Origin of the sequence: Bacillus cereus group sp. MYBK5-2, from assembly GCF_051915685.1 — a bacterium.
Lineage (GTDB): Bacteria > Bacillota > Bacilli > Bacillales > Bacillaceae_G > Bacillus_A > Bacillus_A cereus.
Genome location: NZ_JBQAFE010000003.1, coordinates 208,030 through 222,620 on the forward strand (window position 1 = coordinate 208,030; position 14,591 = coordinate 222,620).

Genomic DNA, 14,591 nt, shown 5'->3' on the forward strand with positions numbered 1-14,591 from the left:
AAAAGGGTAAAACATTAGGGGGAAACGACAATGACATTAGAAATCTTCGAATACTTAGAAAAATATGATTATGAGCAAGTAGTATTTTGTCAAGATAAAGAATCTGGTTTAAAAGCAATTATTGCAATTCATGATACAACACTTGGACCGGCTCTTGGTGGAACAAGAATGTGGACATATGATTCTGAAGAAGCGGCGATTGAAGATGCATTGCGTCTTGCAAAAGGGATGACATACAAAAACGCAGCAGCTGGTTTAAACTTAGGTGGTGCGAAAACAGTAATTATCGGTGATCCTCGTAAAGATAAGAGCGAAGCAATGTTCCGTGCACTAGGACGTTATATCCAAGGACTAAACGGACGATACATTACAGCTGAAGATGTTGGTACAACAGTAGATGATATGGATATTATCCACGAAGAAACTGACTTTGTAACAGGTATCTCACCATCATTCGGTTCTTCTGGTAACCCATCTCCAGTAACTGCATACGGTGTTTATCGTGGTATGAAAGCAGCTGCAAAAGAAGCTTTCGGTACTGACAATTTAGAAGGAAAAGTAATTGCTGTTCAAGGCGTTGGTAACGTAGCATATCATCTATGCAAACATTTACACGCTGAAGGAGCAAAATTAATCGTTACAGATATTAATAAAGAAGCTGTACAACGTGCTGTAGAAGAATTCGGTGCATCAGCAGTTGAACCAAATGAAATTTACGGTGTTGAATGCGATATTTACGCACCATGTGCATTAGGCGCAACAGTTAATGATGAAACTATTCCACAACTTAAAGCAAAAGTAATCGCAGGTTCTGCAAATAACCAATTAAAAGAAGATCGTCACGGTGACATCATTCATGAAATGGGTATTGTATACGCACCAGATTATGTAATTAATGCAGGTGGCGTAATTAACGTAGCAGACGAATTATATGGATACAATAGAGAACGTGCACTAAAACGTGTTGAGTCTATTTATGACACGATTGCAAAAGTAATCGAAATTTCAAAACGCGATGGCATAGCAACTTATGTAGCGGCAGATCGTCTAGCTGAAGAGCGCATTGCAAGCTTGAAGAATTCTCGTAGCACTTACTTACGCAACGGTCACGATATTATTAGCCGTCGCTAATCATTCATATATAACTTTTACAAAAGGTGTGGTTACCTCTTATGAGGTTTCCACTTCCTTTTGAATTTATTAGTGGAGGTAGCAACATTGTCTGTAAATCGAATTCTTGTTATTAACCCAGGTAGTACATCCACAAAAATTGGTGTTTTTGATAATGAAAGACCCGTTCTAGAAGAAACGATTCGTCATGACGTAGAACAGATTGGAAAATATAAGAGAATTATCGACCAATATGAGTTTCGAAAAGAAACGATTTTAGAAGTTCTACATTCTCATGGTATTAACATTTCAAAATTAAACGCTGTTTGTGGGCGTGGTGGATTACTTCGTCCAATCGAAGGCGGTACGTATACAGTAAACGATGCGATGTTAGAAGATTTGAAAAATGGCTTTAGCGGTCATCACGCTTCAAACCTTGGAGGCATTTTAGCATATGAAATTGCTTCTGGATTAAACATTCCTGCATTCATTGTAGATCCTGTCGTTGTAGATGAGATGGAGCCGGTTGCTCGTATAAGTGGCATTGCTGGTATGGAACGCAAAAGTATCTTCCATGCATTAAATCAAAAAGCAGTTGCTCGTAAAGTAGCTGAACAGTTAAATCACAAATACGAGGATTTAAATTTATTAGTTACACATATGGGCGGTGGTATTACAGTTGGTGCTCATAAAAAAGGAAGAGTAATCGATGTGAATAACGGTTTAAACGGAGAAGGACCATTTAGTCCAGAGCGCGCTGGTACAGTACCAGTAGGGCAACTAGTAGAAATGTGTTTCTCTGGTGAGTATTACCGTGATGAAATGATTAAAAAACTTGTCGGACAAGGTGGACTTGTAAGTTTAATCGGTACAAATGATGCGATTAAAGTAGAGCAAATGGTTGAAAAAGGTGATCCTGAAGCAACTCTTATTTATAAAGCAATGGCATATCAAGTTGCAAAAGAGATTGGCGGAGCTAGCGCTGTACTTCACGGGAAAATCGATGCAATCGTATTAACTGGTGGACTGGCATACAGTAAAATTCTTGTCGATGAAATAAAAGAGCGAGTGGACTGGATTGCAGATGTTATCGTACATCCAGGCGAAGATGAGTTAGAAGCGTTAGCAGAAGGAGCACTTCGTGTATTACGTGAAGAAGAAGCTCCAAAAGAATACGTTGTACGTGAAAAAGAAACGGTAGCTAGGGGTTGAGATAATGGCAAAAGAATATGATTTAGTCATCGTTGGCGGCGGTACTGGTGGATATGTTGCTGCAATTCGTGCATCACAACTAGGGTTAAAAACTGCACTAGTCGAAAAAGAAAATCTTGGTGGTACTTGTTTACACAAAGGATGTATTCCTAGTAAAGCTCTTTTACGTAGTGCGGAAGTATATGCAACTGCTAAAAAAAGCGAAGAGTTCGGAGTTATTGCAAGCAATGTAGAACTAAACTTTGCGAAAGTACAAGAGCGTAAAGAGAAGATAGTAACGCAGCTTCATAAAGGCGTTCAACATTTAATGAAACAAGGTAAAATTGATGTGTTTGAAGGTATTGGCCGTATTCTTGGCCCATCTATTTTCTCTCCGATGCCAGGGACAATTTCAGTTGAACTTGCAAGTGGAGAAGAGAATGAAATGTTAATTCCAAAAAATGTACTTATTGCAACAGGTTCTCGTCCAAATTCATTACCAGGTTTAGAATTAGATGGAGAGTACGTAATGTCTTCAGATCATGCTCTAAAAATGGAAACGCTTCCTAGTTCGATTATTATCGTTGGTGGCGGTGTAATCGGTATTGAGTGGGCATCTATGCTTGCTGACTTCGGTGTAGAAGTTACAGTATTAGAGTATGCGAAAACGATATTACCACTAGAAGATCAAGACGTTTCAAAAGAAATGCAACGTCTATTCAAGAAAAAAGGTATTAAAGTGGTAACTGGTGCAAAAGTATTACCAGAAACATTGGTAAAAGATAATGGAGTAACAATCCAAGCTGAACACAACGGTGAAAATAAAGAATTTAAAGCAGAAAAAATGCTTGTATCTGTAGGAAGACAAGCGAATACGCAAAATATTGGCTTAGAGAACACAGATATCGTTGTGGAAAAAGGATACATTCAAACAAATGAGTTTTATCAAACGAAAGAATCGCATATTTACGCAATTGGAGATGTAATCGGTGGCCTGCAACTTGCTCACGTTGCTTCTCATGAAGGAATTGCTGCAGTAGAACATATTGCAGGGAAAGAAGTTACACCAATTGATTACTCTATGGTATCAAAATGCGTATATAGCAGTCCAGAAGTTGCTTCTGTCGGTTTAACAGAACAAGAAGCAAAAGAAAAAGGCTATAAGTTAAAAGTAGGTAAGTTCTCATTCCGCGCAATCGGAAAAGCACTTGTATACGGAGAATCAGATGGTTTCGTAAAACTTGTAGTTGATGAAGAGACAAATGACATTCTTGGTGTTCATATGATTGGACCACATGTAACAGATATGATTTCTGAAGCTGGTCTTGCAAGAGTACTTGATGCAACACCTTGGGAAGTAGCACATACAATTCATCCGCATCCATCATTATCTGAGGCGATTGGTGAAGCAGCACTTGCTGTAGATGGAAGAGCGTTACACGCATAAAAATGTGGATTTAGGAGGTTATGAAAAATGGCAGAAGTAAAAGAAAAGCGCCATGAAGAGCTTGGCTTAAGTGATGAGCAAGTATTAGAAATGTTCCGTACGATGTTACTTGCACGTAAAATCGACGAACGTATGTGGTTATTAAACCGTGCTGGTAAAATTCCATTCGTAATTTCTTGTCAAGGACAAGAGGCTGCACAAGTTGGAGCGGCGTTCGCTCTTGATAGAGAGAAAGATTATGCATTACCATACTACCGTGATATGGGTGTTGTACTAGCATTTGGTATGACAGCTAAAGAGCTTATGTTGTCTGCTTTCGCGAAAGCTGGAGATCCAAACTCTGGTGGTCGTCAAATGCCTGGTCACTTCGGTCAAAAGAAAAATCGTATTGTTACAGGTTCATCTCCAGTAACAACGCAAGTACCACATGCAGTTGGTATTGCATTAGCTGGAAAAATGGAGAAGAAAGATTTAGTAACGTTCGTTACATTTGGAGAAGGTTCTTCAAACCAAGGTGACTTCCATGAAGGGGCAAACTTTGCTGGTGTACACAAACTACCTGTTATTTTTATGTGTGAAAATAACAAATATGCAATCTCTATTCCAGTTGAAAAACAATTAGCATGTAAAAACGTATCAGATCGTGCAATTGGTTACGGTATGCCTGGATATACAATAGACGGAAACGATCCGCTTGCGGTATATAAAGCTGTAAAAGAAGCAGCAGATCGCGGTCGTCGTGGTGAAGGCCCAACTTTAATTGAAACAGTATCATATCGTTTAACAGCACATTCTAGTGACGATGATGATCGTGTTTATCGTGATAAAGAAGAAGTAGAAGAAGCAAAGAAAAAAGATTCAATTATAACATTCGCAGCTTATTTAAAAGAAGCTGGTGTATTAACTGAGGAATCGGAAAAACAAATGTTAGATGAAATTATGCATATCGTAAATGAAGCAACAGAATATGCAGAAAATGCTCCGTATGCAGCACCTGAAGATGCATTGAAGCACGTATACGCAGAATAGGGGGGAACGTTTCATGGCTGTAATGTCTTATATTGATGCTATTACATTAGCAATGCGCGAAGAAATGGAACGCGATGAGAAAGTATTCGTTTTAGGAGAAGATGTTGGTAAAAAAGGTGGCGTGTTTAAAGCGACACACGGTTTGTATGATCAATTTGGTGAAGATCGTGCGCTTGATGCACCGCTTGCAGAATCTGCAATTGCTGGAGTAGCAATTGGTGCGGCAATGTATGGGATGCGTCCAATCGCTGAAATGCAGTTTGCTGATTTCATCATGCCAGCAGTAAACCAAATTGTTTCTGAGGCAGCAAAAATTCGTTATCGTTCTAATAATGATTGGACTTGTCCAGTTACAATCCGTGCACCATTTGGCGGGGGTGTTCACGGTGCATTGTATCATTCACAATCTGTAGAAGCGATGTTTGCAAACCAACCAGGTTTAAAAATCGTTATCCCTTCTACACCATATGATGCAAAAGGTTTATTAAAAGCAGCCATTCGTGATGAAGATCCAGTATTATTCTTCGAACATAAACGTGCATATCGTTTAATTAAAGGTGAAGTGCCGGAGGATGACTACGTATTACCAATCGGAAAAGCAGATGTAAAACGTGAAGGTGATGATATTACAGTTATCACGTACGGATTATGTGTTCATTTTGCTCTTCAAGCGGCTGAAAAGTTAGCACAAGATGGCATCTCTGCACACATTCTTGATTTACGTACTGTATATCCACTAGATAAAGAAGCAATCATTGAAGCAGCTTCTAAAACAGGTAAAGTTCTTCTTGTAACAGAAGACAATAAAGAAGGAAGCATTATGAGTGAAGTGGCAGCAATTATTGCTGAAAACTGTCTATTTGATTTAGATGCGCCAATCGCACGTCTTGCAGGTCCAGACGTTCCAGCAATGCCATATGCACCAACAATGGAAAAATTCTTTATGGTAAATCCAGATAAAGTTGAAAAAGCAATGCGTGAACTTGCGGAATTTTAATCGGGGGGACTATACATGGCTGTAGAAAATATTACAATGCCTCAGCTCGGGGAGAGCGTTACAGAGGGCACAATTAGTAAATGGCTCGTTAATGTTGGCGATCACGTAAACAAGTATGATCCGCTTGCAGAAGTAATGACTGATAAAGTAAATGCTGAAGTACCATCTTCTTTCACGGGGATTGTGAAAGAGTTAATCGCTGGTGAAGGTGATACGTTAGCTGTAGGTGAAGTAGTTTGTGTGATTCAAGTAGAAGGCGCAGATGAAGTAGCAGCAACAGCTGTTGAGGAAAAAACAAAAGAAGAACCAAAGGCGGAAGTAGCTACGTCTGAAAAAGCACCGAAAGTAAAACAACCAACTGATGGAAAACCACGTTTTTCACCAGCTGTGTTAAAACTTGCGGGTGAGCATAACGTTGATTTAGATCTAGTAGAAGGTACGGGAGCAAACGGCCGTATCACTCGTAAAGATATTTTAAAGCTAGTGGAATCTGGAAATATTCCGCAAGCAGGTGCGGCGAAGAAAGAGGAAGCTGTAGCGGCAGTAGTAGAAGCTCGCCCAGAAGCACCAAAAGCAGCACCAGTAGCGCAAAAAGTAGAAGCTGCGAAACCAGTTTCTGTACCTACAATGCCTGGAGATATCGAAATTCCAGTAACAGGTGTGCGTAAAGCAATCGCAGCAAACATGTTACGTAGTAAACACGAAGCACCACATGCTTGGATGATGATTGAAGTAGATGTGACAAACCTTGTGTCATACCGTAACTCAATTAAAGGTGACTTTAAGAAGCGTGAAGGCTTTAACTTAACGTTCTTTGCTTTCTTCGTAAAAGCAGTAGCACAAGCGTTAAAAGAGTATCCTCAAATTAATTCAATGTGGGCTGGCGATAAAATTGTTCAGAAGAAAGATATTAACCTTTCTATCGCTGTTGCAACAGAGGAAGAACTATTTGTACCAGTAATTAAGCAAGCGGACGAGAAAACAATTAAAGGTATCGCTCGTGAAATTACAGAACTTGCAGGAAAAGTACGTACGAAATCGTTAAAAGCAGACGAAATGCAAGGTGGAACATTTACAATTAATAACACAGGATCATTCGGTTCTGTTCAATCTATGGGTATTATTAATTACCCACAAGCGGCTATTCTACAAGTTGAATCGATTGTAAAACGCCCAGTAATTATGGATAACGGTATGTTCGGTGCTCGTGATATGGTTAACTTATGTTTATCACTTGATCACCGAGTACTTGATGGTTTAATTTGTGGTAAGTTCTTAGGACGTGTTAAAGAAATTTTAGAAAACATGTCAGAAAACAATACATCTGTATATTAATAAAAAGCTCGCTTATGCGAGCTTTTTATTATCTTATTTCTTCATCTACATCCTACTATATGTATAAATACCTTTCCCAGTAATCTTACAATAAACGATTATGTATTAGGAATTTACGAAAATACATTGCTGATATATGGTATATGGATATAAAATAAGAAAAGAATAATTTTTTTGGCAAATCTTACTGATGAAACTGTAGTATAATATATTGTATTGTATGAAAAAGAGAGTTATTCTATATAAGTGTTTTATAGATAATGTGTAATCAGTCGTCAAAACATGAAGAATGTTGACTCCTGGTTTTTTATTTTTGCCGTAACAATGTTTCAGGAGGATGTCATGAAAAGAAGTACCGAGTTTCTAAAAAGTTTAGATGTAAAATTAATTTTAATTTTGTGTGCACTATGTGTGACGAGTATAGCTGCTATATATAGCAGTCAGCAAACGGGACAGTATGGAGCTGCAAACTTTGCTATGAAACAAGGTGTTAACTACATAATTGGGGTTGTATTGTTACTTCTTGTTGCAAGCATCGACTTAGATCAATTGCAAAAATTGTCTTGGCCACTTTATATTGCCGGGTTTGCTTCACTTATTCTTTTGAAAGTATTACCACCATCAGGTTTTACACCTGAAAAATTAGGTGCAAAAAGATGGTTTGTTTTCCCAGTATTTGGACAAATTCAGCCGTCTGAGTTTTTCAAAATTGCATTGCTACTTGTAGTAGCGAGTATAGCAGTAAAACATAATGCACAGTATATGGCAAGGACATTCCAAACAGATTTAAAGCTAGTAGGTAAAATTATGCTAGTGTCACTTCCACCTATGGCGGTTGTATATAGTCAACCTGATACAGGTATGGTGTTCTTATATGCTGCTGCTATTGCATGTATTTTATTTATGTCAGGTATTCAAAAGAAATTGATAGCATTATGTACAGTTATTCCGTTGACCATATTATCTGCTTTAATATTTATTTTCTTTAAGTATCAAGATTTTTTCTATAATAATTTAGTTACTTTACTAAAACCTCACCAACAGTCGCGTATTGTAGGTTGGTTAAATCCATTTGAAAATGCAGATCAAGGTTATCAAACGCAACAATCGATTTTAGCTGTAGGTAGTGGAGGAATGGAAGGTAAAGGGTTTGGGGGAGGAAGTGTCTATATCCCAGAGAAGCATACTGACTTTATTTTCGCTACAATTGCCGAAGAAGGTGGATTTATCGTAGCAGCCTTAGTTGTCTTCTTGTTCCTATTACTACTATATCGAACAATTATTATTGGTTATTCCGCTGATAATTTATTTGGTACATTATTATGCGCTGGATCGATCGGTATATTAACAGTTCAAATATTCCAAAACATCGGTATGATCGTTGGATTAATGCCTGTAAAAGGTATTGCATTACCTTTCTTATCGTATGGGGGAAGTTCCTTATTCTCGAATATGATTATGATGGGGCTCATACTATCGGTACGGAAAACGTATAAAAAATATATGTTTTCAGTTAAGTAAAAAAAGCTGGTTCGTTTTTAAACGAACCAGCTTTTTTACATATATGCTCATAAACGTTGCAAACTAAAACAGGATAGCAGTTTGAGGCGGGTAAGGAGTGCAAAGTGATGCATATGCATATTTTTGAAGGAGCACGGCATCTTTCTAATAGTGAATGGGTTATTCGGGCTATTATAGCATACATATTTTTAATATTAGTTGCGAAAGCGATGGGGCAAAGGTCTATCGCACAACTTCGTTTTTTAGATGTTGTATTAGTGTTATTGCTTGGTGGGAATATTTCTAACGCATTGTCTGATGAAAAAGTAGGGTTACTGGGCTCGATGATTACAACGTTCATACTCGTTGTACTTCATATTATAAGCTCAGTTTTAATGCTGAAATGGGATAGATGGAGACGTTTTTTAGAGCCAGCACCTATCATTCTTATACATAATGGTTCCATTGATTTTAGCAATTTGAAAAAGGCGAGAATTACCGTGGAATATTTGTTTTCGGAACTTCGTATGCGAAATGTGAGCGATATTCAAACGATTAAATTAGCATTATGGGAAGCGAACGGTGTCGTTTCTATATTTCGGTATCCAGAATATGAAGCAGTTTCACGGCTTGATCTTAAAGTGGCGGGAAAAAAATCTCCAGTTTCTTTTGTATTAGTAAAGGATGGGAGGATACAGAAAGATGTTCTTGCATTATTAGGAAAAACAGAAGCGTGGGCGAGAAAATTTCTAGAGGAGAGTACAGAAGTCGAATCCATTATGTTAGCTACAGTAGATGAATCACATAAAATAAATATTTTGTTAAAAAAATGAAAAATATACGCATTTTGTCGTTTCGTACATATGATACAATAGTGTGGACAACGAAAAAGGAGGCGATACGGTGGGATATGTAGAAGAATTACGAAAAATAGTTGGTCATCGCCCTTTAATTTTAGTTGGTGCTGTTGTACTCGTTATAAATGAAAATGGATATGTTTTATTGCAGCAGCGGACAGAGCCGTACGGAAAATGGGGGCTACCTGGTGGGCTAATGGAGCTTAGTGAATCACCAGAAGAAACAGCTTATCGTGAAGTATATGAAGAGACAGGAATAAAAGTGAAGAACTTGCAACTAATCAATGTATTTTCTGGAGCGAACTACTTTACAAAATTAGCAAACGGTGATGAATTTCAATCTGTAACAACCGCCTATTATACAGATGAATACGAAGGGGATTTTGTTATGAATAAAGAAGAAGCAGTTCAGCTTAAATTCTTTTCAGTAACAGAACTACCTGACTATATTGTAGGATCGCATAAAAAAATGATTGCTGAATATATGAAGATTATGGAAAAAAAGATATAATCATAGTGAAAGAAATACAAAAACACAGTTCTGGTTGGTAGTCCAGACGCATGATTTCATGTCAGTAACCTTCCCCTCCGGGATGTCCCGTATTTCTAATCTTTTAAAGGAGGGGCTGTCAATGGATTTGACAGTATATCACGATGGCCAATTTTTTGTTGGAATCATTACATGCAAAGAAAAAGGGAAATTGTATGGAGCGAGGTATATTTTTGGGGCGGAACTGTCAGATGAAGAAGTGCTTATGTTTGTGAATAGTTCACTTTTAGAGCATTTTCAGCACTTTGCAAAATGTGGTGTAGAAATTAAAGAAAAACAGCGTCCTAAAAACATAAAGCGTACCATACGACAAGCAGCAAAAGAAATAAATATTAAACGTTTTACTAAGGCGCAAGAGGCGATTAGTTTATCTTATGAATTGCATAAACAAGAAAAGAAAGTGCAGTCTAAAGAGAAGCGAGAAGCTGAAAAAGAAAGAAGACGTTTAATGAAAGTACAAAAAGCAAAGCAAAAACATCGTGGTCATTAAAGAAAAGGTGTTAGAGCAAGAGCTCTAACACCTTTTCTATACTTAAATACAAGTAAACTTACTTGTATTTCATAAACATTAACTGGTAAGATACAAATAGGTAGTTTTAGAGGAGGGAAAAGAGTGATTAATTTTAACTTTTTTATGAATGATGTTGTCCGCCAAGCGCGTGAAGAGATTGTCTCTGCTGGATATACAGAATTGACGACGCCAGAAGCGGTAGAAGAAGCGTTTAAAAGAAATGGAACAACACTTGTAATGGTAAACTCTGTATGTGGTTGTGCAGGTGGTATTGCTCGTCCTGCTGCTGCGCATTCCGTACATTATGATAAACGTCCTAACCACCTTGTAACGGTGTTTGCAGGGCAAGATAAAGAAGCGACAGCAAGAGCGCGTGAATATTTCGAAGGGTACCCACCTTCTTCTCCATCATTTGCTTTATTAAAAGATGGAAAAATTGTAACGATGGTAGAGCGTCATGAAATTGAAGGTCATGAACCGATGCAAGTTATTGCCAAACTACAATCATATTTCGAAGAGAATTGTGAAGAACTATAAAAAATAAGAGAAAAGGCGGCACGTCCACAATCAAGTGGATGTGCCGCCTTTTTTATTTATTATTAAAATTTCTGAGATATGCATAGTTGTGTTATTTTATGCATTTTTTTATACATAAAAAACAGCGTTTATATTGTTTGTTTATTTATTTTTATTTTATATATTGCATAAAAATAAAAGTGCTGATACAATACAAACATCGAATAAATATTCTATTAAACTTTTAAATATACATTATTAGGGGGAAGAAAGATGAAGAAGTTAGTATCAATATCGTTTGCACTTATTTTAATTTTAAGTATGTTCAGCGCTTGTAGTAATGGGGAATCGAAAGAAACAAAAGGAAATAAGAAAGTACTCGTAATGGGAACTTCAGCAGATTATAAACCATATGAATACGTAGAAGCTTCAAAAAGTGATGAAATTATCGGCTTTGATGTTGATGTTGCTAAATATATCGGAAAAGAACTTGGGTATGAAGTGAAAGTGAAAGATATGGATTTTGGTGGTTTATTAGCATCTCTTAGTTCAGGAAAAGTTGATTTCGTAATGGCAGGCATGACGCCAACTGCAGAGCGTAAAAATAATGTTGATTTTACAGATATTTATTTTGTTGCGAAAAATATGGTCGTTTCTAAAAAGGATTCTAACATTCAATCTGTAGAGGGTTTAAAAGGGAAAAAAGTAGGGGTACAAACAGGGTCTATTCAAGAAGAGAAAGCAGCAGAATTTAAAAAACAAGTAGATTTCCAAGTTGAGGGACGTGACCGTATACCAGAAATCGTACAAGAAATTAAAGCTGGTCGTTTTGACGCTGCAATTATAGAAGACACAGTTGCTAAAAATTATTTAGAGAAAATGAAAGATTTACAAGGAATTGAAATTAAAGAAGCACCAGAAGAAGTTGGAGCAGCAATTGCCCTTCCGAAAAACAGTGATAAAACAGCAGAATTTAATAAAGTAATTAAAAAAATGCAAGAAAATGGAGAAATGGATAAATTAGTGAAGAAATGGTTTGGCAGCGGAAAATAAGCTGCCTTTCACTTTTCTGTGAGGGGAATGAAAAGAATGAACTTAGATTTTTCGGCGATTACGCCTTCGATACCATATATACTAAAAGGTTTAGAAGTTACTTTGAAAATTGTAGCAGTATCAGCTTTAGCAGGATTTATTTTAGGAACGCTATTAGCACTTTGTAAAATTGCTAGAATACGAGCATTAAATATAGCAGCAGATTTTTATACATCAATTTTTCGTGGTACACCCCTTGTATTGCAATTAATGATTATTTATTTCGGCGTCCCACAAATAATTGGTTATGAAATACCAGCATTCTTAGCTGCTGTACTTGCATTTAGCTTGAATTCAGGTGCATACATGTCAGAAGTAATTCGTGCTGGTATTCAAGCGGTTGATAAAGGACAAACAGAAGCAGCAATGGCTTTAGGGGTACCATACGGAAAAATGATGAGAAATATTATTTTCCCTCAAGCATTAAAAAATATATTACCAGCGCTTGTGAACGAATTTGCGACACTTACGAAAGAATCGGCTGTAGTAACGGTAATAGGCGCGACTGATTTAATGCGTCGTGCTTACATTGTAGGCGGTGAGACATTTAAATATCTTGAACCATTACTTTTTGTTGGACTGATTTATTATATGTTAGTCATTATTCTTACATTAGTCGGGAAGGCAATTGAAGGGAGAATGAAGAAAAGTGATTAAAATTGAAAACCTTCATAAATCATTTGGTAAAAACGAAGTATTAAAAGGAATTACAACAACGATTGAAAAAGGGGAAGTAGTTGCAATTATAGGACCTTCTGGATCAGGAAAATCAACATTTTTACGTTGTATGAATATGTTAGAAGCATCAACGGATGGTCACATTTGGATTGGAACGGAAGAAGTAACGAATCCGAAAACGAATGTTATGCATGTTCGTGAAAATGTCGGTATGGTATTTCAACATTTTCACTTATTTCCTCATATGACTGTATTAGAAAATATTACGTATGCTCCTATCAATGTAAAAGGGATAACGAAGCAAGAAGCTGAAAAGAAAGCTGAGAAACTTTTAGAAAAGGTTGGATTAGTAGATAAAAAAGATACGTATCCAAATCGTCTTTCGGGAGGACAAAAGCAACGTGTAGCAATTGCAAGAGCGTTAGCAATGGAACCGGAAGTTATGTTATTTGATGAACCGACATCGGCGCTAGATCCAGAGATGGTGAAAGAAGTGTTAGAAGTTATGAAATCGTTAGTTACGACAGGAATGACGATGGCTATCGTTACACATGAAATGGGCTTTGCAAAAGAAGTGGCAGATCGTGTTCTTTTCTTGGACGGAGGAAAGCTTGTAGAAGATAGTGCGCCAGAAGAATTTTTTGCAGCGCCGAAAAGTGAACGTGCGCAACAATTTTTACAAAAAATATTGTAATATGAAAAGGTTATGTGAATAATAAGTAGAAAAGGATGACATTGTGTCATCCTTTTTTTATACTAGCTGTAAATACGTTTATACATATAGGAGTAATGATATGTTTAAAATTGGATACCGTACAGTAAAAACAGCAATAGGGACAGGCGCGGCAGTTTTTATTGCTCAGTTATTAGGGTTGGAATTTTATAGTTCAGCAGGTATTTTAGTTATTTTATGTGTACAAAATACGAAGCGCAAATCGCTTCAAGTGTCGTTACATCGTTTTCTAGCTTGTGTATTATCAATGGTATTCGCGTTTTGTATTTTTGAAACGATCGGCTATACACCACTTGCAATTAGCATATTGTTACTTACATTTATTCCGACTGCAGTAATGCTTAAAATTCAAGAAGGTATTGTCACGAGTTCAGTTATTGTTATGCATCTATATTCATTGAAGCAAATTACATGGCTTATAGTTGGAAATGAAATTGCTATATTAACGATAGGGATTAGTGTGGCGTTATTAGTAAATATGTATATGCCGAGTAGTGAAAATAAGCTAAAAGAGTATCAGGATAAAATAGAGAGTAATTTTAAAACGATTTTGTTTGAAATGGTTGTGTATTTACGAAATCGAGAAAGTAGTTGGAGTGGAGCAGAACTCATTGAAACCGAGAATATGTTAAATGAAGCAAGAGATTTATCGTTTAAAAAACTTGAGAATGCATTTATGCGAGAAGATGATTATTACTATCGTTATTTTAATATGCGTATGCAACAATTCGAAATTTTAGAGCGAATGATACCACTAGCAGCTTCTTTATCGTGGACATATGAACAAGCTGATATGATTGCAGATGTTGTTGAAAACATTGGTAATGCTATTAGCCCTGAGAGTACTGGCGTTATTTCCTTAAGGCAGCTTCAAGAAATGAGGGAATTATTTAGAGACATGCCATTGCCAGCTACACGCGAAGAATTTGAGATACGTGCGAAACTTGTTCAACTTGTGTATGAAATGGAACAATATTTACTCATTAAAAGTCGCTTTAAGGGAAAGGATAATATAAAAGAACTTATATAGAAGGTAGGAATTATC

15 protein-coding genes are annotated in these 14,591 nt (G+C 36.9%); all 15 read left to right on the forward strand.

Annotated elements, in window-relative coordinates; all coding sequences use genetic code 11:
• The first annotated feature begins 30 nt into the window (after positions 1–30).
• The 15 genes from ACTFP3_RS13435 to ACTFP3_RS13505 all read left to right on the forward strand — a co-directional run bounded on the left by ACTFP3_RS13435 (position 31) and on the right by ACTFP3_RS13505 (position 14,576).
• On the forward strand, positions 31–1,131 hold the full coding sequence (locus tag ACTFP3_RS13435) for a leucine dehydrogenase (protein WP_000171355.1): 1,101 nt from the start codon (positions 31–33) through the stop codon (positions 1,129–1,131).
• Between the two features lie 87 nt (positions 1,132–1,218).
• Entirely contained in the window at positions 1,219–2,322 is a 1,104-nt protein-coding gene (buk, locus tag ACTFP3_RS13440) for a butyrate kinase (RefSeq protein WP_000115781.1), read from the forward strand.
• A 4-nt stretch (positions 2,323–2,326) separates the two neighbouring features.
• Positions 2,327–3,748, forward strand: a complete 1,422-nt coding sequence (lpdA, locus tag ACTFP3_RS13445; protein WP_001051289.1) for a dihydrolipoyl dehydrogenase — start codon at positions 2,327–2,329, stop codon at positions 3,746–3,748.
• A gap of 27 nt (positions 3,749–3,775) precedes the next feature.
• Positions 3,776–4,777: a 3-methyl-2-oxobutanoate dehydrogenase subunit alpha gene (gene bfmBAA / locus ACTFP3_RS13450; RefSeq protein WP_000852551.1), complete on the forward strand. Its 1,002-nt coding sequence runs from the start codon at positions 3,776–3,778 to the stop codon at positions 4,775–4,777.
• A gap of 13 nt (positions 4,778–4,790) precedes the next feature.
• Entirely contained in the window at positions 4,791–5,774 is a 984-nt protein-coding gene (gene bfmBAB / locus ACTFP3_RS13455) for a 3-methyl-2-oxobutanoate dehydrogenase subunit beta (protein WP_000290071.1), read from the forward strand.
• 15 nt (positions 5,775–5,789) lie between these two features.
• A complete protein-coding gene (locus ACTFP3_RS13460) occupies positions 5,790–7,109 on the forward strand; it encodes a dihydrolipoamide acetyltransferase family protein (protein WP_000257660.1) in 1,320 nt (439 codons plus the stop codon).
• A 342-nt stretch (positions 7,110–7,451) separates the two neighbouring features.
• Positions 7,452–8,630, forward strand: coding sequence for an FtsW/RodA/SpoVE family cell cycle protein (locus ACTFP3_RS13465; protein ID WP_000831181.1), 1,179 nt, complete (start codon positions 7,452–7,454; stop codon positions 8,628–8,630).
• A 107-nt stretch (positions 8,631–8,737) separates the two neighbouring features.
• Positions 8,738–9,442, forward strand: coding sequence for a DUF421 domain-containing protein (locus ACTFP3_RS13470; RefSeq protein ID WP_000550961.1), 705 nt, complete (start codon positions 8,738–8,740; stop codon positions 9,440–9,442).
• 70 nt (positions 9,443–9,512) lie between these two features.
• A complete protein-coding gene (locus ACTFP3_RS13475; protein ID WP_000542549.1) occupies positions 9,513–9,977 on the forward strand; it encodes an NUDIX hydrolase in 465 nt (154 codons plus the stop codon).
• A 121-nt stretch (positions 9,978–10,098) separates the two neighbouring features.
• Positions 10,099–10,506 (forward strand): YjdF family protein, encoded by a 408-nt coding sequence (locus ACTFP3_RS13480; RefSeq protein WP_440010705.1) that lies wholly within the window; start codon positions 10,099–10,101, stop codon positions 10,504–10,506.
• 144 nt (positions 10,507–10,650) lie between these two features.
• Entirely contained in the window at positions 10,651–11,064 is a 414-nt protein-coding gene (locus ACTFP3_RS13485) for a BrxA/BrxB family bacilliredoxin (RefSeq protein ID WP_001979317.1), read from the forward strand.
• Between the two features lie 252 nt (positions 11,065–11,316).
• Positions 11,317–12,096 (forward strand): transporter substrate-binding domain-containing protein, encoded by a 780-nt coding sequence (locus tag ACTFP3_RS13490; RefSeq protein ID WP_000737663.1) that lies wholly within the window; start codon positions 11,317–11,319, stop codon positions 12,094–12,096.
• Between the two features lie 36 nt (positions 12,097–12,132).
• Positions 12,133–12,792: an amino acid ABC transporter permease gene (locus ACTFP3_RS13495; protein ID WP_001046916.1), complete on the forward strand. Its 660-nt coding sequence runs from the start codon at positions 12,133–12,135 to the stop codon at positions 12,790–12,792.
• Positions 12,785–13,507: an amino acid ABC transporter ATP-binding protein gene (locus ACTFP3_RS13500; protein ID WP_000590211.1), complete on the forward strand. Its 723-nt coding sequence runs from the start codon at positions 12,785–12,787 to the stop codon at positions 13,505–13,507. The genes ACTFP3_RS13495 and ACTFP3_RS13500 overlap by 8 nt, the downstream gene beginning before the upstream one ends.
• A 100-nt stretch (positions 13,508–13,607) precedes the next feature.
• Positions 13,608–14,576, forward strand: coding sequence for an aromatic acid exporter family protein (locus tag ACTFP3_RS13505; RefSeq protein ID WP_000472671.1), 969 nt, complete (start codon positions 13,608–13,610; stop codon positions 14,574–14,576).
• Positions 14,577–14,591: the final 15 nt, after the last annotated feature.